This is a genomic window from Enterobacter sp. GER_MD16_1505_Eko_090 (genome assembly GCF_003331015.1).
Lineage (GTDB): Bacteria > Pseudomonadota > Gammaproteobacteria > Enterobacterales > Enterobacteriaceae > Enterobacter > Enterobacter roggenkampii.
Window position 1 is genome coordinate 1 of sequence record NZ_PUQF01000028.1, and the last position, 20,088, is coordinate 20,088.

The following is a 20,088-nucleotide window of genomic DNA, read 5'->3' on the forward strand; positions in this document are numbered from 1 at the left end:
GGAAGGTGCGAACAAGTTCCTGATATGAGATCATCATATTCATCCGGAGCGCATCCCAGAGGGACATCATGAGCCATCAACTCACCTTCGCCGATAGTGAATTCAGCACTAAGCGCCGTCAGACCCGAAAATAGATTTTCCTCTCCCGCATGGAGCAGATTCTGCCATGGCAGAATATGACCGCTGTCATCGAGCCGTTTTACCCCAAGGCTGGTAATGGCCGGCGACCTTATCCGCTGGAAACCATGCTACGCATTCACTGCATGCAGCATTGGTACAACCTGAGCGATGGCGCGATGGAAGATGCTCTGTACGAAATCGCCTCCATGCGTCTGTTTGCCCGGTTATCCCTGGATAGCGCCTTGCCGGACCGCACCACCATCATGAATTTCCGCCACCTGCTGGAGCAGCATCAACTGGCCCGCCAATTGTTCAAGACCATCAATCGCTGGCTGGCCGAAGCAGGCGTCATGATGACTCAAGGCACCTTGGTCGATGCCACCATCATTGAGGCACCCAGCTCGACCAAGAACAAAGAGCAGCAACGCGATCCGGAGATGCATCAGACCAAGAAAGGCAATCAGTGGCACTTTGGCATGAAGGCCCACATTGGTGTCGATGCCAAGAGTGGCCTGACCCACAGCCTAGTCACCACCGCGGCCAACGAGCATGACCTCAATCAGCTGGGTAATCTGCTGCATGGAGAGGAGCAATTTGTCTCAGCCGATGCCGGCTACCAAGGGGCGCCACAGCGCGAGGAGCTGGCCGAGGTGGATGTGGACTGGCTGATCGCCGAGCGCCCCGGCAAGGTAAGAACCTTGAAACAGCATCCACGCAAGAACAAAACGGCCATCAACATCGAATACATGAAAGCCAGCATCCGGGCCAAGGTGGAGCACCCATTTCGCATCATCAAGCGACAGTTCGGCTTCGTGAAAGCCAGATACAAGGGGTTGCTGAAAAACGATAACCAACTGGCGATGTTATTCACGCTGGCCAACCTGTTTCGGGCGGACCAAATGATACGTCAGTGGGAGAGATCTCACTAAAAACTGGGGATAACGCCTTAAATGGCGAAGAAACGGTCTAAATAGGCTGATTCAAGGCATTTACGGGAGAAAAAATCGGCTCAAACATGAAGAAATGAAATGACTGAGTCAGCCGAGAAGAATTTCCCCGCTTATTCGCACCTTCCCTAACAGAATGGGTTTTATGAATTATAAACGAACAATAAATAACTCAGTATAGAACCTATTTACATTTCCGCATGATGTGGAGCCTCAATAAAAAAATCAGGGGCCATATGCCCCTGAGACTGATGACAAACTTATTTGCCGATATTGACCGGTGATAATGGAATGGAAGAGTAAAGCGTACGCGCCAAGGATGGCGCGTGTTGAGCGTACACGGACGTACTTGCAGCGTCTTTACGAGCCATCCATTATCGCCGCGCGCTGCACCTTGTCAGCAACCTCAGGGGCAAAATGCCCCTGTTGCAACCATCATCTCACACTAATCGACGTTATGGCGGCAGATTACACAATCGCCTCACCTTCATACGCCTGACGATAGAGTTCGATAACCTGCTCTTTCGTCGCTTTTCGTGGATTCGTCAGTTGGCACACATCTTTCTTCGCATTTTCAGCCATCACAGCAAAGTCTTCCGGTTTAACGCCCAGGCTCTTGAGATCTTTCGGGATCCCGACTTGTTTACCCAAACGCTGGATAGCGCTAATCGCTTTGAGCGCCGCTTCATCTGTCGATAGACCCGCGACATTTTCCCCCATTGCTTCAGCGATATCCCTGAACCGATTTAAGTTGCCAATTAAATTAAATGATTCTACATACGGCAGCAGAATGGCATTACATACGCCATGCGGTAAATTATAAAAGCCGCCTAATTGGTGCGCCATCGCGTGCACATAACCTAACGACGCATTATTGAAGGCAATACCGGCCAGATATTGCGCATAGGCCATATTATCTCTGGCCTTCATATATTCACCGTTAGCAACTGCTTTCGGCAAATATTGCGTGATCATTTTAATGGCTTTTAATGCCGCCGCATCTGTCAACGGATTCGCCATGGTGGAAACATAGGCTTCTATCGCATGGGTTAATGCATCCATACCTGTCGCCGCAGTAAGCGACGGCGGCATACCCACCATCAACTCGGGGTCATTAATGGAGATTTGTGGCGTCACGCGCCAATCAACAATCGCCATTTTCACCTTGCGTTCGGTATCGGTAATAATACAGAAGCGCGTAATTTCAGACGCGGTGCCTGCGGTGGTATTAATGGCCATCAGTGGGATCATGTTGTTGATTGATTTATCAATACCTTCAAAATCACGGATACTCCCTCCGTTGGCAGCGATCAAACCAATCCCTTTCGCACAGTCATGAGAAGAACCACCGCCGAGAGACACAATGGCATTACACTCATTCTCACGATAGGATTTAATCCCCTCTTCCACATTTCTATCGGTTGGGTTAGGTTCTGCGCCGCCAAATATATGTACCCCAATGCCTACCTGCTGATAAATCGCCGCCACTTTATCTGCCATACCACTTTTGGCGAGAAATGCATCCGTCACAATCAGTATTTTTTTGACATTTAATGTTTTCGCAAGAACACCGGCTTCTTGCACACTTCCCTCACCAAAGACATTCCGTGTGGGCAAAAAATAATATGTTGACATCGTTTTCCCCTATTTCGTCATAATGGCTATAAGAATGTCCATTTAGGCTCCTGAATCCTGGTCATGGAAACAGCTTCATCACAGCAAAATAGAATGATGCCATGGCGAAAATAGCAAAAGCGCAGGCTGAACATCTGCTGGCAGTGTAAGGGATACCTCATAAAGAACCGTGATCAACCACACAAAAAGAATGATCTTTTTTAACAATAAGTGACATTGCATTCACAACTAGGCTGCGTTGCATTCGCAATCACGTTGCTTTTGGTGAGTGGAGTACGTGAGTTAAATAAAAAGCTACAACGTATTGAAATGGAGAGGCCGTTACTGCATATGCGCATCGCCAAGGCGGTATGGCATCCTGCCTACAACACCGCCTGTTACGCTACAGATGAGAAAACTGTCTTATCCGTTAACGACCCGGATCACATACCGTTAGTCCCACTCCCACACAAAACAACAGCGATTTTCTCATCGGGGTTTGTGACGAAGCATCTTCTTGTTACGGCCGCAACAGCCGTAGCCGCGCCCAATTCAATTGCCAGCCCTGTCGACGCCCATACTTCCCGTGCTGACGCTTCTACCTGGTCTTCAGGGACGAGGACAATCTCGTCTACATACTGCTCCGTCAATGCAAAATTAATCGCTTCTGTTGAACGTGCCGCAAGGATGGGAACAATCGTTTTTACATTCTCCAGTTTTACGATTTTTTGCTGCTGACGGCTGGTCCACATCATCGGGCATCCCGCTGCTTCAACACCAATGATACGAATGTCAGGTTTAAGCAGCTTGGCTGCCTGTGCCACCCCAGCGATAAGTCCGCCACCGCCGATTGAAACGACCAGTGTGTCAACCTCTGGCCATTGCTCCAGAATTTCCAGCACGATGGTTCCCTGACCAATGACGACATCTCTGTCAGCATAGGGGTGAAGTAATGCGCCCCCCGTTTCCTTTACTCGAACGCCGGCAGCATCCCAGCTTTGATCCCAGAAGTCGCCTTCAACAGTCAGTTTTGCTCCGTAACTTTCAATACGCTTTCGCGTCAGATCCGTGCTGGTATTCATCACAAAGACATCTGCGGGTATGCTGAGTTGCTGCCCTACGTAAGCGACTGCCGCACCGAAATTTCCCCCTGACGCAGTGGCTAACCCCTGCTGACGAACTGAGAGTGGGAGATTGAGGACACGGTTAAATGCACCTCGGGCTTTAAACGAGCCGGTTACCTGACAACATTCAGCTTTCAGTCTGAGCTCAATTCCCGGCACGGGCTGCCAGGGTGCCGTTTCAACAAGCGGCGTTTTGCGCACCCACGGTCGTACTCGATCCAGAGAAGCCTGATAGTCCGACAGGGTGATATCCTGATTCATGAGCGTTCCTTATTCGACAGGTTTTGTACCAAAACCGCAAGACTGTTGCCCTGAGACGTAGCACCAAAAGTGCGCTGAGAATAGACCCGTCCCTTGACCTTAAAATGTATAGCCTGCGGTATGGCTTCTGGTTCTGAGAGGCGGTGAAGCCATCCAGCCAGATCACCTGCTTGTACTTCATCACCGATTTCCACCACGGGTTCAAACCATCCATCGCCGGGCGAAAGAAGATTGCCACCGGCAGGAATGAAGACCTGTAATGAAGGATCGGCAGGCTGTGACGCGGTATTGATTAAGGAAGGTGCGAACAAGTTCCTGATATGAGATCATCATATTCATCCGGAGCGCATCCCAGAGGGACATCATGAGCCATCAACTCACCTTCGCCGATAGTGAATTCAGCACTAAGCGCCGTCAGACCCGAAAATAGATTTTCCTCTCCCGCATGGAGCAGATTCTGCCATGGCAGAATATGACCGCTGTCATCGAGCCGTTTTATCCCAAGGCGGGCAATGGCCGACGGCCCTATCCGCTGGAGACCATGCTGCGTATTCACTGCATGCAGCATTGGTACAACCTGAGCGACGGTGCCATGGAAGATGCCCTGTACGAAATCGCCTCCATGCGCCTGTTTGCCCGATTATCCCTGGATAGCGCCCTGCCGGATCGCACCACCATCATGAATTTCCGCCACCTGCTCGAGCAGCATCAACTGGCCCGTCAATTGTTCAAGACCATCAATCGCTGGCTGGCCGAAGCAGGCGTCATGATGACCCAAGGCACTTTGGTGGATGCCACCATCATTGAGGCACCCAGCTCGACCAAGAACAAAGAGCAGCAACGCGATCCGGAGATGCATCAGACCAAGAAAGGCAATCAGTGGCACTTTGGCATGAAGGCCCACATTGGTGTCGATGCCAAGAGTGGCCTGACCCACAGCCTGGTCACCACCGCGGCCAACGAGCATGACCTCAATCAGCTGGGTAATCTGCTTCATGGAGAGGAGCAATTTGTCTCAGCCGATGCCGGCTACCAAGGAGCGCCACAGCGCGAGGAGCTGGCCGAGGTGGATGTGGACTGGCTGATCGCCGAGCGTCCCGGCAAGGTAAAAACCTTGAAGCAGCATCCGCGCAAGAACAAAACGGCCATCAACATCGAATACATGAAAGCCAGCATCCGTGCCAGGGTGGAGCACCCGTTTCGCATCATCAAGCGGCAGTTCGGCTTCGTGAAAGCCAGATACAAGGGGCTGCTGAAAAACGATAACCAACTGGCGATGTTATTCACCCTGGCCAACCTGTTTCGGGTGGACCAAATGATACGTCAGTGGGAGAGATCTCAGTAAAAACCGGAAATAACGCCAGAAATGGTGGAAAAAATAGCCTAAATAGGCTGATTCGATGTGTTTGCGGGAAAAAAATCGGCCCAGATCCGCGAAATTTTAATCAGCGAGTCAGCTTGGGAAGAAATGACCTGCTTATTCGCACCTTCCCTACGTGAACCTGCGGGAGAAAGATGCTGGCGGCGAAATTGCAAATTGAGTTGAAACAGGTCTTCGATTTTAATTTAAAGATAATAAAACCGTCCTAATGGGCGGTTTTATTATTTGTAGTGCTCATGATATTGGTAGCGGTTAAGAGAGATTATTGTTGAATATTTCTGATTACCTGAGATAAATATGATGCTGCGCATTCCATTTGATGGGCGATAGAGTCTCGATGTTTTAAATCTGAAACTGTCAAGAAGGTTTCGTCTCCATCTAAAGCCCCTGTGTTATAGTGGTTGTAAGCAATTTTTCTAAACTCTTCAAGTGCATAGAAAAATGCCTGACTTACAGGCCATGTTGCGTAAAAATTAATTCTGCTTGCATTGTTAAGATACGCACGTAGCACTTTGGGATTATTAGTTCTCATCGCCACTTCAATCATAGTCCAGTCGAGATAGGCCATGTTGAAAACGTCATAATCCCTGGAATAAATTTTATAACTTCTGAAGTTCCAGGTTTCCAGCCATTTAATGTTTTCTTCACTGAACGTGTTTCTTATTAACCTTTTAAGTTTATCGAGCTTGTCCAGCATCACATCTGGACTGAGTGTAGAGCTGTTGTTGGTGCTTTTTTCGCTCTCAGTATCGAACAATGTTTTGGCTTCAGGGAATAGGTTGTATTTAACTTCTTTAGGTAAAAAATCCACGTTAATTCTATCTGACCAATAGTAAACATCAACATAGAAGAACGATCCACCCTGTCTTGTATGAGAGATTCGCTCATAGCTACTTGCATTCTGGATGGAAGTGCATTTCTCTGCGGTTGTAAGCAGATAGTAGTTAGTAATTGGCCCTGGGTAATTATCTGTCTTGTCCAATTCAGCGTTAAGATCTTTCAGGGTGAATGAGCCCTGGATAAATTTACTTTGGCCAACAATACCGCAGCCAGGTAATACAGGTTTTATATCAACCCCATGTTGTTTTTGCCCCGGCCTGCCATAGGTTTGATAATTTGTATCAACTCTATGGCCCCACCAGGCAATCTCTTTCATCCAGTATATACAAAGTGTTTCCCAGTCTTCCCAGGTTTTGACGCGAAGATTGAACATTCTGAACCCCGTGGTGTATCAATCTATGAATGTTATACCCTAATTACCCCATTTGACATCCTCTCCGCCCTAAAGTGCGGAGATTCCTACCCTGCGCGACCGCACGCCTCACTTCCGGGTAGGGCAGTTCCCCTCCGGTGAGCGGGGGAAGGGGGACGCGCCTCCGGCACTGCCCCTCAGCGCCCCCGGAAGGTTCTTTCTCCATTATCTTCTTCCTGCCACCCCGTCCTGAACAATCTGCTGCTGTATTACTTTCTATCTCTACGGGAAATACTCATGGCATCATTAAATGTCATTATTAAAGTTCAGTCAGGTAATATTAATTTAATCAGCACAGCATTTATTTTGATATACTGATGGTCTGTTTTTCTATTAATCAGTAACGCTGATACTTTCCAATACCAATGACCTTTCTGAAACGGATGATAAAGATGAAAAACACCTCGCGCAAAATCAAAATCACCTATGATGACCTGATGAACATCACAGCAATGAGTATAGAAACCATCACAGGAATTCAGGGCAGGGTCCAGCTCAGCGAAAATGAGCTGGGCATACTCAGGGGAATTATCCTCCACTGGAGAGCACTTGCATCCCAGTTCGGCATATCAACTGAAAACCTGGACAGGGATATGGACTGGCTGTGTGAACTGGCCGGAATACCGGTTAACTGACAGGCAGGGAGGTCAATGTCAGATAACATATAATTACTTATGAAATAAAATTTAACAAAGAACAACGCACCTTAATCTGAATATATTGCGTCTGCTGCCGATAATAATATTATTGTAATGAGGGTGGTATGTACGATTTTCATATTTTAAGTCTTTGTATTCAGAATAAGGATGTGGCAGGCGCCATGCGCGTTCTGCGCGATAAATCAGAGTTTGCCGCGCGTAAGATTCTGGAAAAAATAAAGGTCACGGTGACATCGCTGACGGGCAGGGCGTTCTGGCATGATGTCCAGCGCTGGCTGTTGAATGCGTGCCGCCAGGAGAGTATACCGAATGAATCAGTCCGTTCCCGGCCTTCTTCACCCCCTTCAGACACCCGGCCAGCTCAGTCCGGCCGCCCTGGATATGGTCAAGCTTCTGGCGCTCCTGGCCATGCTGATCGACCACATCAATACGGTGTTTATGACCCCAGCTCAGCCGGTGATGTATGCGCTTGGCCGGATGGCATTCCCCCTGTTCACGCTTATCTGGGCGATGAACGTGCGGCGCGCACCAGAACGTCTTCAGGTGAGAGCAAACCGTCAGTGGATATGGGCCATCATCACCCAGCCCGTCTTCAGCCTGGTCTTTGCCGGCCATCAGCCGTGGTGGGCTCTGAACATTCTCTTCGTGTTCGCCGGCGTCACGCAGCTGCTCGCCCTGCAGTACCGGTTCGGCAGAAAGGGAAGTCTTGCCGGTGCTCTGCTGCTGGCCATCATGATCTGGCCGCTGAGTCCGGCCAGTTACGGTCTGACGGGTGTTGCGCTGGCCATCGGCATGGTAATCACCACCGGCGGACAAAAACCTGGCGTGCAGCTCACGGGAATTATCGTGTCCGTCCTGGCGCTGTGTTGCCTGAACGGATTATCGCACCTGCTGAGTCTGCCGGCAGACACGCTGTTGTTCGCCACTCTTCCCACACTCGTATTTCCCCTGATGGCCCTGTCCCTGAGCATTCATCTGTGTCCGGAAGGCTGCCCGCGCTTCATGCCACGACATTTCTTCTACATTGCCTATATCGGCCATCTTCTGGTGCTCCTCCTCCTGTTGCACCTCTGGTGAGAGAGCCACAGTTTCGGGGCGTCAGCGCACCCCGGGAACCCCTCGCCCCCGCTCCAGTAAATCAATGGCCAGCTGAAGATAAAGGACCTGGTCCGGCTCCCATTTCCCGTTACTTTCGGCCAGCTCATTGCGCAGCACGGTGATGATATTTTTGCTTGTGGAGTCGTGTCCGGCCTCCACGAGCGAAAAAACGATACTGCCCACGACCTGGCACATTTCTTCATGCTGGCGCAGGAACGCTTCTGAATAGTCCATCCTGATTTCTCCACTGCGAATCTGTTCAATATTACGGCGGATGGTCATTATGCCGTGCAGCGGCATGGAGACGCCAGCTGAAGTCACGCGGAACGCAGCCGGTGAGGGGCGTCGTGACCGGCTTCAGCCGTTACGGATTGATAGTTTCTGCCTTGCCCATCCCATTCCCTGCAAAGCCAAATCCCCTGAAAGCCACTCTGGTTGCCGGTTTGCGCCGTCGGAGTGGTCACGACAAGGCGTAGCCGTAGTCGGGGCGTATCTCCGCGTTAGCGGGCCGTGAGGGCCGCTTACGGGCGTGTACTCAAAAGCCTCAGCGACTTACTGACAGCGATTCAGAATTCTAGTTACAACATCCCTCTTAAAGCGAGGGTGTTCCGGCCCTTCGGGCCGGGGCGGCGTCGGTTTAGCAGGGGTCAGGCCAGGAGAGGGGGGCAGGTTTTGGCCTGAACGGGGCCCGTCGTATGCGACGGGAGGTACTTTTGATTTTTTTCTGAGCGCGTGGCCGTGAGGCCGCTGCATGCGAAGGCCTTTTTAATTATCCACAGTGTGGCGGAAGACAAAGATTCACTCTGGAATGAAATGAACAGAGCGATAAAAAGGGGGGTTAGATTAAATTGCGGGTTCTGTTTTTTTCCTTTACGGAAAAGATGACTTATTCGTTTGCGGATTTCTGTGGATAAAAGAAAATGACCGGCGTTCTGAGTCATCAGAACGGTTTTACAGGGTCTGAAACCGTGGGGGACAGGGAGGGAAGGGCAAAAAATGCGCGGATTTTCCGGAAAAAACCAGCACCAGAAGCCCCGGTCAGGGGCATGTGAAAAGAGGGTCAGTGAGTGCGGTACGCCGGTCTATTCCGGCGGTGAAAGTGCCAGGTCCAGCTGGTACAGGTTCTGAATCGCCAGTTGTGTCAGTCGTTCAGGTGTACACCAGTATGCCTCATCATGAGAAAGGGTTTTGAACACCCACTTTTCCATGGCATAAAGACGTTCATCCACCGGCAGCTTTATCAGATTATTGGCACGTTTACGCTCAGCGCCTTTTTTACGACGGTAAATCAGTGCTTCACGGCGCTTACGGGCAGACCAGCATTTACGCGCAGAGTGGGGCTGAACATCATCATGTTCGTTAATTACCCCGTCCCGGATCAGCTGCTCGCGCTCGGCGCTCTGACGGAGCTTCTTATCCTGCTCCTTAAACAGCTTGTCCATATTGACGCCCAGCATCTGGAATCCCAGATGGGTGATATAGACATAGGTCGGCAGCCAGGAGCGGGATTCCCGATCCCAGGTGCGCTCTTCCGCCAGCCCAAGCACACCAAAGCGTACCTGCTCTTCAATCAGGCGGGATAAGCGTGACACTGTCACCTCCGTTTCCGGGATGACATTTCCTTTAGCGTCCTTCGGGCTTAACTCTCTGGCCAGCCTGGAGATACATATGCCGACGGTATGCTTGCCGCCATCACAGAAACTGATGAGCAGGGGCCAGAGGGAGTCGATCAGGCTCCGCCGTTCCGGCCGGAAACCATATCTGCGTCCTGCCTTACGGCGACCCGTGACAAAAAGGGGATGACGGGAAACGTGAACACGCAGTCTGGGGCGGCCGGTCCGCTTGTCGAACATCACGAGACGGTTGTAGGCATGCCCCAGTTCCCCGGAGAGCTTTTTATAATGCTCAGGACGGAACCAGGACGGGTTTTCACATTTGGCTTTTGTGGAGTGTTCACCGCGCTTACGGCGGGTCCGCTTTTTGACCGGCTCAGTAAGAAAATTATCCTGTGTGCCGGCATCGACGTCCTGCCAGAAACGGATTAACTCTTCGGCCGGAAGCTCAGACCAGTGAACAGAAATCTGCTTGTCATTCACGGCGGCCTGTTCTTATGGCGGCCGGGTGTTGTTTTCTATGGTGCATGCGTTATAATCCTTCACAGGCAACGCGCCTGCTTTTGGACCCCCTGATATCTGACGTTCCGCCAAGTTCGTAGCAGATATCGGGGGGTTTGTGCATTCAGGCTCCGGGAAATCCCGTCACCTGCTCCTGAACGTTTTACTGGACACGTCCTGTCCCTGTTTGTTTCCGGAAGTCCGCATTTCTTCCGTAAAACCATCTTCTGCCACCCGCCTGCCTCACCACAAAGCAGTCAAACCGTCAGTTTGAGTTAGGTCACAAAAGTAATCTGAATCAACAATCTGTCCCACCACAAGACGATCGCTGACGATCCGAATACTACCTTCTCGCTGGCAATATTTCCAGATGTCAGGCCAGATTAGCGTTCATTGTTTGCGTGCTAATTGTCCTAAAGGGACTATAACCGGCAGCGCTCGCCGCAGCATCAGGCCGGCAGGCCTGATCGAGGAAGCGCAGGAGAACGGAACGGGAAGATGGCATTTACGCGCGGAACCTGAAAAACAGTCTCTGGCGGGAGACAATCTACAGGACCTGGGTCACTGTGCGCGTGAGGCTTTCAGGATTGCTGCCTGGAGTCTTTCAGCGGTAACGGCTTCCGGGAAAACCGTGATGGTGTCGGGTGTGGCACCACTGACCGGCATCACGATAATCCCGGGTGTTCCGGTGAGGCCCAGCGATTCAGCCAGGCTGCTGTTTTTCTCAAGGGATGCGGTATTTTCGTCCTTCGCTGGCGTTGCCAGTCCGGCTTTTGACGCCGCCGCCCTGATATCGCTCTCTGTGAGGGCGCCCTCGTTGTGCCCAGTGGCGTAAAGGGCGTTATGGTAGGTCACATACGCCTGTGCTCCTTTTTGTTTCCAGACCGACAGACCCTGCTGTGCGGCCTGAAGAGATTCTGGCCAGCGGTTGCCAAAGATAGGCCACTCCTTAAAGACATAGCGGACGTCCGGCTGTGCTTTCATGACTTTTTCCAGCTCCGGCGCGAAGCGACTGCAGAACACGCACTGGTAATCAAAAAACTCGATGACTGCCACTTTCGCCTTTTCCGGGCCGAAGGCCGGGGTGTCAGGATCCTGCAACAGAGCGGTCTGATTATCCATCACGCTGAGTGCAAACATATTTTGCTTACGCGTCTGCTGCTGCTCCAGCAGCTTACTGCTGACCGTGACCAGGATTTCCGGGTGTGCCACCAGGTAGTCTGCGGCAATTTCGCCGATTCGTGCTTCCTGCTCCGGGCTGAATACCGGCTGAGGTGCTGAGGCGTGGGCAGTAAAACCAAAGCCAATGTATGTTGTAACTATTAATGCGGCTATTGTGTTTGCTTTCATTACTGAACTCTCATTTTTAAAGGGGGATTAACGTTCTTTCTGAATGGTTCGGGTGAGGGTGTGTTCGCCATGTTCTGGCATACGCCCACGTTCGCCGGCGTCCGGCTGACGAACAATATCCCGTTCACTGTTGGCAAGCTGATTAACAATCAGTGATGCTGCATGTTGTTCTTTGCCTGAACGGGCAGTTTCAGGCAGCCTCTCGTCACGAAGTTCCCTTCCTGCCTCACTGGCGGCGTTACTGTCACTGGCAGCAATTTGTTTCAATACCCGACTGTCAGGTTTTACGGATTCAGTACCATCACTGTCCGTGAGCATATCAGGCCGAATGTGAATAACATCCGGATCTGTATACATGAATTTCTCCTCCACATCTTTTGTCGCATTCTCCTGTAACAGTGCCTTACTGATAAGAGGCTCCTGTTGCTGGCGTCTTGCTTCTTCCTGAGCCAGGGCAGCTTTAAGATCCACTGTTTCTGATGCGGTTTCATTACGTTCAGCTTTTGCCGAAAGCAGGATGTCACTCTCTTTGGCGTTGATACGCTGAGCAAGTCCTTCCTCCTCGCGCCTGAGACTTCCACCACTGACTTTCAGAAGGTAGGCTGAAGGCGGTTCATCGCTGGTCTGCCAGACCACACCATCCTTTGGATGGTTGCGGACAGCATCGAGCGCGGCAGTCAGGTCGCTGGCCACAATCGTGTTTCCGGACTGACTCCGCTGCAGTACCGCACCACGGGCACGTTCTGTCATGACCATCCGGGTCTCCCCCTGTGTCATCCGCCCTTCCGGGCTGGCAACCAGGGAAACCAGGGCCAGGCCCGCACTCCGGCCGTTGTTGTCATACACTGGCAGCGCCAGCGCCGGTTCGGGAAAGCGCCGGGTGGCCGGAATGATTTTTGCCGTCAGTGACGCGTCCTGCATACCCTGATGGCGCACCCAGGCGCGGCCAATGGCCGTTTTATTCACCGGCTGTCCCATTGCCCAGATGGCTTTCGCCTGTTTACGCTGCGTTTCTGGTGCGAGCGCATCGTGCGCCGTTTTGATATCCCGCTCCGGCGTTTTTACCGCCTTAACCCAGTCCGCCTTCCCGTCGGTGTATATCTGGACGTGCTCTTTCACGCGCGAGGCCGAGATGTAGAAGGCGCGACGGGAGGCAAGTGCCTTACGCCCGCCTTCCGTGCCCTCAAGCGCAATGACATAATCGCTACTGGCCCCCTGAGCACCGTAGCCGGTGACGGCCCAGCCGTAATCAATATGCTGCTGCGCCCTGACGGCCTGAGGATTGATGGTAATGCGGCCGTTTTCCCCCTTCAGACGAATATTGCCCGTTTCGCTGACCGACTCTACCGTATAGCGCTGGCTGGCCATCTGTCCCTGCTCCTTGTCTGTCGCCGTGAACTTCAGCAGATCGCCGGCACGGACTTCCCTCTCGCTGCGGCGAAACAGTTGCACGTCGCCGGTGATGAGTTGCTTCGGGGAATACAGCCCAATTTTGCCTTCCTCATCTCGCACCGTCACCGTACTGCCGTTGCGGTCAACGGCCAGCACGTCTTGGTAGCGATCGCCGCGTTTAACCACCATCCCGGCTTCCCATGCATCGGTTTTATTGAACTCATGACGGGTGTGGGTGATTTTATCGAGCACCGGCACCGTAATGGCCTTCTCCCCCAGCTCTCCCCGGGCAGCCAGCACAGCATGAATGCCGGCATTTACCGCACGACGGTCGGCGTTCAGCTGGGTGATAATGAGGGTACGGGACCGCGCCTCCGGCGTCCGGTCCGTCCAGTCGGCCACGATGTCGCTAACAGGCGTCTCCGTTTCCTGAATAGCACTTTCCGGAAGCGCGGCTGAAGCGCTACGCGCCACACGGTCAGCCGGCTGGGTTTCAATGCGCTGCAGGGCCGCATCGATCCGGTTATCAATGATGTCGTGAACGGCACCGCGCAGCTGCAGGTATTTCTGACGGACGATTTGCTTCATGATGGCCACATCCATCGGGCTGCGCTCCTGCATCAGCTTAAACGGTGCGCCCACGTCGACCGATTCAAACTGGTCGATATCCCCCATCGAGACCGCGCGACCGCCGCCGCTGGCAATGGCCTGGAACAGTGCCGCCGTATCCTGGTTGCCTGCCATTGAGGACTCATCGATAAGAAACACCTGTCCTTTATAGTCGGGCTTACCGCCTGCGGCCGTCGCCTGGTCATGTTCAACGATAAAAGATTTGATGGTCTGCGCCCGGACACCGACGTCGCTCATCTCTTTCACCGCCTGGTGCGTCGGGGCAAGCCCCGTCATCACCGGACGAACGTCCGCCGGTATGGTCTCCAGTGCAGATATCACCGCCTTCAGCTGCGTGGTTTTCCCCACGCCGGCATAGCCCTGAATCCCGATAAACTGATCCGTGGTTCCCAGCACCAGGGTGGTCGCCTTTTTCTGGCCATCGGTGAGTCCGTTCAGCACGGCTTCCGGTACCTGTTCCAGCAACGGCTGCTGTGTGCCTTTCCCTTCCTCCACCACACGCAGAATGGCTTTCTCCATCTCCCAGGTGGACCGGGAAACCAGTACCGGCTCTCCCCCTGCGGATACGGACAACAGCTCGCCATTTTTAATCATCGCGCCAATTTCATTCCCGATAGCTTCAAGGTCGGGATGATATTTCTGCGCTTCCGTCGCCAGCTTCAGTTCGCTGAATACCACAGTGCGCTGGTCATTGATGGCACGCCAGACGGCCAGCCCGGCGTCCGTCCGGACGCTGTCATGCAGTGAATCCACCGCCTGACTGATGTCCTGGTGACCGCTCAGGTTTCTGACCAGCTGCACGGGAGAGGCACTGGTCTTCATGCGCTGCAGCCGGGCTTCAGCCCGGTCCTGTACTTCGGCTGTGAACACTTCCGCCCGGTGGCCACTCTGTGCCAGCGAATTCATGGTCTGGGTCGATATGTCGCGGCTGTTCAGTGCGGCCAGCACCACACCGGTGTCGTTATCCCGGCCGCCCGGCGCGGTCACGTAGGCATGCGACAGGTAGAGCGGCTGGTCTTTTGGCAGCGTCAGGGTCTCTTCCCCCCGTTTCACCTCAATCCCCTTTTCACTTATCCCGGTCACCTCAAGACGGTCTTTTGCCTTCAGGCTGTGCTCACGATCCCCCGCCACGGCCAGCAGTTTTTCGCCGGTGGCCACACTGAGGGTTTCGCGGCTGAAGAGACGCCAGTCAGCGCTGATATCGCCGATTTTCATCCGGGTCAGCACGCCGTCCCCGTCGATGAGCGAGAGGACTCGCGTGTCCTCATGCACCCGGTCAATCACATACGACTTACGCGCTTTTGCGTCCGTGCGATCTTCAAGTACCATCCCGGGACGGTATGAACCGGGCATGCGGCGCGTTTTGCTGTCGAGCCAGACCGGCTGCCGGGCCTCTATCTCCACGCCGTCGCGCCCCAGCTGTCCTGCGTTCTGCAGCGCCTCACGTACCAGGCCCGTCAGCTGTGCCTGTTCACGCCTGCCGACCACAACGGCGGTGACGTTTTCAGTTCCTCCGCTCAGCTCTGCAAACCGGTTGGCCAGCGCCTCGTAACGGTCGCGTTTGTTCGGAATACTGACCACTTCGGCCTCAAGCCCGGACGCCGGCTCCGTGCGGCGGGAGCGGGCAACCCCCGCGGACTCCAGCACGGACATGGCGTTACCGTTCGCCTGACGTCCGGCACTGTCGAGAAAGACCAGCTGTGCATCCTGCGCGCGCGCTTCGCCCAGCAGAACCAGCGTCTCCTTTAACCCCAGACGCTCTGCCCCTTCGATAATCAGCGTGCTCTGGGGTTTCAGGTGGAAATCACCGCTCAGAACATGCTGCCGGCTGATGATCCGTTCCCGCAAATCGTCGGATTTCGCCAGCGAAATGGCGCGCTCGGCAGAGCTGGCCAGCACCTGCACGTCACGACCGTTCGCGCCGGCAATACCGGCCAGCTGCGCGGTCAGGTCACGGATACCCGCCACGCCTGACGGGGCATTCATCAGAACCAGGGCGTCTTTCTCCACCACTTCCAGCGCCGCCGGCGCGTACTGCGCCGGGCGGGTGAAACTGACGACTTTTGTGGATTTGAGATGTTCCTGACTCAGCGCCTGGATCGAGAGTTCATCAAGCAGGTGAATACGGGAGGTAAAGACCCCTTTCTCACTGTCCAGCGGTACAATCATGCCGTCCTTCAGCGCCGCATCGATGGCCACACGAATTTCCTGAATCTCCGGCAGCCGTTCGCTCAGCTCAGCGGTGGTCATCATCAGCTCGCCAAAGGTGAAGCGCGTTTTACTGTCGCTGAGCTGCGAGATGGCCAGCCGGACAGACTCAGTCAGTTCCGGGCGGGGTATTTCAGTGTCCAGCTGCGCTGCAGGAACGCTCCTGGTCGCCGGCGTCTTTTCGGGGCCGGTCTGTACCGTCTGACGCAGTGTGTCAGCCGGCTGTGTTACAGCCTGACGGGACTGGCTCTCCCGTTCTGCGGGTTGAGCAGGTGTATCGACGCTCTTTTCTGCCCTGGACGACGTCTGCAGAGAAGCCAGCTCAGGCCCGGCAGGAACCGGCTTAGCCTGGTGATCTCGCTCCGGCTGAGGCGCGGTCTCACGAAGACCTGCATCACGCGGCACCACGCTCTCCTGATACGCCTTCAGGTCAAATCCCTTCTCCTTCATCTGGCCCAGCCAGCGTTCCATCAGGCGCATCCTCGAAGGGTCGACTTTCGCCCTGCGGGTGTCTTTGGCGGCCACATCCCGGCTGCGCAGCGTGGCTTCAGCCCCCACGGCACCCTGAATTTCCCTGCCCCGGGAGGAATATTCGTCCCTGACGTCTTCCGGAACGCCCTTAATCTCCCACATGCCATGCTTGCCTACTTCTTCCACTTCATGGCCGAGCGCTTCAACCCGCTCACGCAGCGCGCTGCGATAAATTTTCCCAAGCGTGACCTGATGCTTCATGACGGTTTCGATAAAGCCCGCGTTATGGATATAGTCCGTGGCCAGGGCTTTCCATTTGCCCGCATACTCCGTCATGTTGGCAATCAGGAGATGGGTGTGCAGCTGCGGGTCAAGATTACGTGACGTGTCATGCGTGTAAGCAGCTGCCACCATCTTGCCGGTGTGTACAATGGACGTAACGCCGTCTTTCGTGTCGCGGGCCGAGATGAGCTTCTCCACATAGCCGGCCGCCACACGGACCGCGTGGTTATGTGCTTCCACCATTTCTTTATCGTTGCCGATAAGTGCCAGAATGGACACGCTTTTGGGGGCGGAAAAGGTCAGGTCATGGCCGGGACGGTGGACGTGCTGTCCGTTAACCTCCTTGCCAAGCCGTGAGCCGTCCGGCAGGCGGCCCTCGAGGACGGCCGTCAGATCATCGCCACGGACGTTGCCCTCCAGACCCAGCTCTTTTGCCCCCTCTCCCATCCAGAGGCTCTGAAGGCTGCCCAGAAAATAGTAGTTATCGGAATTGCTGTAGTAGCCTGCAGCCTCGCCGGCTGACGCTACTGGGGCGACTGACATCATAGGTCATGCTCTCTGTCGTAATAGTGATGGTCGTTTTCGTCGTAACCCGGATCGTCCGCGTTACGGTGAAGTAAAATGTTCTCTTCTTCCTGCGCCAGCTGCCGGTGAGTACCATGGGCTTCATCCGGGGTTTTCGGTGTCACTGACTTCCCTGCCGTCTTCACACTCAGGCCGCCGTCAGGCAGTGCCGTCACTTTCAAGTCGAGGTTCATGGATTCACCGCCATTTTCCTCTGTCTGCGGATCGCTTTCCGAAGAGGCCGGCCGCTGGCGTGCCCTGTGCAGCATGCTCAGAGGTGAGGCGACAGGTGGTTCCGGTACATGATGTCGGTTTCGCAGGGCCTTGAGGGCATCGGGCATTGTTTGTACAGAGTCAGCGGTACCCGGGTGACCGGTCACTCCGGGAGAGACCGGTAATTTGCCCGGTGCTTCAGTCGGTTTTTTCATTGCGCCAACAGAACGGAGAGAAACAACGTTATCTTTTTTCACTGCAATGACAGGAGGTGTCACCGTGTTGTGTTTTCCGCCCCCCTCTTCCGGTACGACTGTCGCAGAACCGGAGATAACAGGCTCCATGACAGCTACCTGTTTCCGTTCAGGCACTGTGCCCTGAGGAGGCTTCGGCGCTGTCTCTGGTGTTGCTGTCTTTTTTTCGACGGGCGATGATGCCGGCGTACCGGCAGAAGCAACATGAGCCGTACCGTCAGCTGCGGCTGACATTTCGCTTCCCTTCTCCAGCACTTCTTCACCGGTCGGGAACGTCAGACCGGCAGCTGCCGCTGCGCGCTCGTTCTCCTGAATAACCCTCTCAAGCTCCGGACTGAGCGCATCGCGGATATTGCGCTCAATGAGGCCTGCCTGCCGTTTCTTCAGCGCGCGATATTTCAGCTTCAGACGGACGACCGGATACTCCCCCGGGAGGCGCACATAAAAGTTGAGGTTCGGCAGACGCATGATCTGCTCGTAGTCGACAATCGGGTTATTGACCTCGTCCTTACCGAGGGACACACCGTCACGCACCTGGTCCAGACCGTAGCTGTTCTGCTCGCGGATTTTGCGCTTACGCTGGTTGCCCAGCTCCTCTTCCACCACTTTGGCCATCTCCGCACTCGGTGAGCGGCCGTACATACGGGTGTTCATCAGGTCGAAGATACTTTTGGCCAGCTCGCGGCCGTAGACGTGAACCAGCTGGGCCATGTTCTGCATCCCCAGCACGAAACATCCGCCAAACTTACGCGCCTCGGCAAGCGTCTCGGCCAGCTCGGGGATGCGCTGCAGGCTGGGGGCTTCATCGATAATGAACCATACGCGGCGGTCGCTGTTCTCTCCCATGCTCTGCAGCATCAGCGTGGCCAGAGATACCCACAGTGAGATCAGCGGGCGTACACTCTTGCGGTGACGGGCCTGTGTTGAAATAAACAGCCAGCTGCTGTCATAGCGCTCCTGCGTCATCCACTCCCGGATGGTGAACGGCGGCCTGGTGCCGTCATCCAGCCCCTGCAGATAGCGAAGGGCTTTGGCGTAGTTGGTTACCACTGAGCGAATGGAAATGGCCGTTTTCTCGATCTTCTCCTCAACCAGGTTGGCTGAGGGCGTGTTGGCCAGATAGTCACGCAGATTTTTCATGCTGAGGGACAGCAGGGTTTTGAGGAACTTCTCAATGCTCCGTTCCGGGTCCGTTGACATACGAATTGCAAGGTCGGCATAAATGGTTCTCGAGCTGGATACCCAGAACGGATCGGATTCCCCTTCTACCGGAATGAGGCTGGCGGCCAGGTTGTCGTAATCGACCGCGTCAACGCACTCACCCCACATCTGCCAGTTGGCACATCGCTCGTCGTGGGCGTTAAGGATAATATCGGTAGACGGGTTATAGTGGGTTTCTGTGAAGGTACAACCTGAGTCGTAGATGATGGCCCGGTCACCGCGTTTGCGGATGTAGTCGAGTAACCAGCGTATCAGCGTCGACTTCCCCACCCCGATAGTGCCATGCATCAGGAAGTTGAGTACCTCCGCCATCCTGACCATATGCAGATCACCCACGCGCAGGTCAGAGAACTCACCGTTTTTACGCAGGAGCTTGTTCACTTCAGCTGGCTTATCAGTCAGCTGCATCCCGGAAATGTATTCATCTTCACTTTCCTTTCTGCCGATATTGGCGATAAACCAGGTCACGGCGATAAACACCACCATACAGAACAGCCCGCTGCCACCGGCTGCCCACTGCAGCTCACGCAGGCACTGGTCGCCCATCGCCTGCATGTACGGGTCGGTATAAATCTGCGGCAGGGTCATTTTGAGCACCATTGCCGTCGCCGTTGGCGCATACCAGTAGTGGACGTCGTAGATTTTTGGCGTTCCCGATGCCGGCATCAGGTCAATAAAGCTGCTGTTGATACTGGCGAACCACCACAGGGAACCGTTATCCAGGGCTTCCTGAGGGATTCGCCAGAGAAAGATGGCGGTAGTCAGTACGGCGAACAGGATGAAGATCCAGAATCCTATCCAGTTGTTCACCTGAATGAACATGCGCCAGCGGTAGGCGGTCATCTGCCCGCCCTGGGTGAGGTTTTTTCCTGCGAAGCTCATAGCGTGTTGTCCGGCCGTTATCGCATCACCTGCTCGGTGATGTGTGTTATC

Annotated in this window: 13 protein-coding genes; 4 read left to right on the top strand and 9 right to left on the bottom strand. The window is 54.1% G+C overall.

All coding sequences use genetic code 11. The annotated features are described in order from the left end of the window. Positions 1-149: 149 nt before the first annotated feature. Positions 150-1,049, top strand: a complete 900-nt coding sequence (locus C6A40_RS22960) for an IS5 family transposase (protein WP_446717787.1) — start codon at positions 150-152, stop codon at positions 1,047-1,049. 486 nt (positions 1,050-1,535) lie between these two features. On the opposite strand, the gene C6A40_RS22970 is transcribed toward C6A40_RS22960, so the two are convergent. The 3 genes from C6A40_RS22970 to C6A40_RS22980 form a co-directional block, all read right to left on the bottom strand. Further along, positions 1,536-2,702, bottom strand: coding sequence for an iron-containing alcohol dehydrogenase (locus tag C6A40_RS22970; protein ID WP_024223630.1), 1,167 nt, complete (start codon positions 2,700-2,702; stop codon positions 1,536-1,538). A gap of 422 nt (positions 2,703-3,124) precedes the next feature. Continuing rightward, on the bottom strand, positions 3,125-4,066 hold the full coding sequence (locus tag C6A40_RS22975; RefSeq protein ID WP_044351353.1) for a threonine ammonia-lyase: 942 nt from the start codon (positions 4,064-4,066) through the stop codon (positions 3,125-3,127). Continuing rightward, complete coding sequence (locus C6A40_RS22980) at positions 4,063-4,377, bottom strand: succinylglutamate desuccinylase/aspartoacylase family protein (RefSeq protein WP_044351355.1); 315 nt, start codon at positions 4,375-4,377, stop codon at positions 4,063-4,065. The genes C6A40_RS22975 and C6A40_RS22980 overlap by 4 nt, the downstream gene beginning before the upstream one ends. 134 nt (positions 4,378-4,511) lie before the next feature. Here C6A40_RS22980 and C6A40_RS22985 point away from each other — a divergent pair, with 134 nt between their 5' ends. Continuing rightward, entirely contained in the window at positions 4,512-5,411 is a 900-nt protein-coding gene (locus tag C6A40_RS22985) for an IS5 family transposase (protein ID WP_016240559.1), read from the top strand. Positions 5,412-5,709: 298 nt separating this feature from the next. Here C6A40_RS22985 and C6A40_RS22995 read toward each other — a convergent pair whose 3' ends face one another. Further along, positions 5,710-6,660 carry a hypothetical protein gene (locus C6A40_RS22995; RefSeq protein ID WP_114191420.1) on the bottom strand — a complete coding sequence of 317 codons (951 nt, stop codon included), beginning with the start codon at positions 6,658-6,660 and terminating at the stop codon, positions 5,710-5,712. Between the two features lie 431 nt (positions 6,661-7,091). On the opposite strand from C6A40_RS22995, the gene C6A40_RS23000 reads away from it, so the two are divergent. Both C6A40_RS23000 and C6A40_RS23010 read left to right on the top strand, forming a co-directional pair. Beyond that, positions 7,092-7,334 carry a hypothetical protein gene (locus C6A40_RS23000; RefSeq protein WP_008502222.1) on the top strand — a complete coding sequence of 81 codons (243 nt, stop codon included), beginning with the start codon at positions 7,092-7,094 and terminating at the stop codon, positions 7,332-7,334. Positions 7,335-7,667: 333 nt separating this feature from the next. Further along, a complete protein-coding gene (locus C6A40_RS23010) occupies positions 7,668-8,435 on the top strand; it encodes a TraX family protein (protein ID WP_008502221.1) in 768 nt (255 codons plus the stop codon). Positions 8,436-8,456: 21 nt separating this feature from the next. Here C6A40_RS23010 and C6A40_RS23015 read toward each other — a convergent pair whose 3' ends face one another. The 5 genes from C6A40_RS23015 to traD form a co-directional block, all read right to left on the bottom strand. After that, positions 8,457-8,756: a DUF2767 family protein gene (locus C6A40_RS23015; protein WP_226840878.1), complete on the bottom strand. Its 300-nt coding sequence runs from the start codon at positions 8,754-8,756 to the stop codon at positions 8,457-8,459. Between the two features lie 782 nt (positions 8,757-9,538). Further along, entirely contained in the window at positions 9,539-10,552 is a 1,014-nt protein-coding gene (gene repA / locus C6A40_RS23025) for a plasmid replication initiator RepA (RefSeq protein WP_008502219.1), read from the bottom strand. A 579-nt stretch (positions 10,553-11,131) separates the two neighbouring features. Then, positions 11,132-11,920: a DsbA family protein gene (locus tag C6A40_RS23030; RefSeq protein WP_008502218.1), complete on the bottom strand. Its 789-nt coding sequence runs from the start codon at positions 11,918-11,920 to the stop codon at positions 11,132-11,134. Positions 11,921-11,947: 27 nt separating this feature from the next. After that, complete coding sequence (gene traI, locus C6A40_RS23035) at positions 11,948-17,449, bottom strand: conjugative transfer relaxase/helicase TraI (RefSeq protein WP_114191421.1); 5,502 nt, start codon at positions 17,447-17,449, stop codon at positions 11,948-11,950. Continuing rightward, positions 17,446-20,037 carry a type IV conjugative transfer system coupling protein TraD gene (gene traD / locus C6A40_RS23040; RefSeq protein WP_114191422.1) on the bottom strand — a complete coding sequence of 864 codons (2,592 nt, stop codon included), beginning with the start codon at positions 20,035-20,037 and terminating at the stop codon, positions 17,446-17,448. The genes traI and traD overlap by 4 nt, the downstream gene beginning before the upstream one ends. Positions 20,038-20,088 lie beyond the last annotated feature (51 nt).

Coding starts and splice junctions, on each gene's coding strand:
- C6A40_RS22960 (WP_446717787.1), top strand. CDS start 150: ATGGAGCAGATTCTGCCATGGCAGAATATGACCGCTGTCATCGAGCCG.
- C6A40_RS22970 (WP_024223630.1), bottom strand. CDS start 2,702: ATGTCAACATATTATTTTTTGCCCACACGGAATGTCTTTGGTGAGGGA.
- C6A40_RS22975 (WP_044351353.1), bottom strand. CDS start 4,066: ATGAATCAGGATATCACCCTGTCGGACTATCAGGCTTCTCTGGATCGA.
- C6A40_RS22985 (WP_016240559.1), top strand. CDS start 4,512: ATGGAGCAGATTCTGCCATGGCAGAATATGACCGCTGTCATCGAGCCG.
- C6A40_RS22995 (WP_114191420.1), bottom strand. CDS start 6,660: ATGTTCAATCTTCGCGTCAAAACCTGGGAAGACTGGGAAACACTTTGT.
- C6A40_RS23000 (WP_008502222.1), top strand. CDS start 7,092: ATGAAAAACACCTCGCGCAAAATCAAAATCACCTATGATGACCTGATG.
- C6A40_RS23010 (WP_008502221.1), top strand. CDS start 7,668: ATGAATCAGTCCGTTCCCGGCCTTCTTCACCCCCTTCAGACACCCGGC.
- C6A40_RS23015 (WP_226840878.1), bottom strand. CDS start 8,756: ATGCCGCTGCACGGCATAATGACCATCCGCCGTAATATTGAACAGATT.
- C6A40_RS23030 (WP_008502218.1), bottom strand. CDS start 11,920: ATGAAAGCAAACACAATAGCCGCATTAATAGTTACAACATACATTGGC.
- traI (WP_114191421.1), bottom strand. CDS start 17,449: ATGATGTCAGTCGCCCCAGTAGCGTCAGCCGGCGAGGCTGCAGGCTAC.
- traD (WP_114191422.1), bottom strand. CDS start 20,037: ATGAGCTTCGCAGGAAAAAACCTCACCCAGGGCGGGCAGATGACCGCC.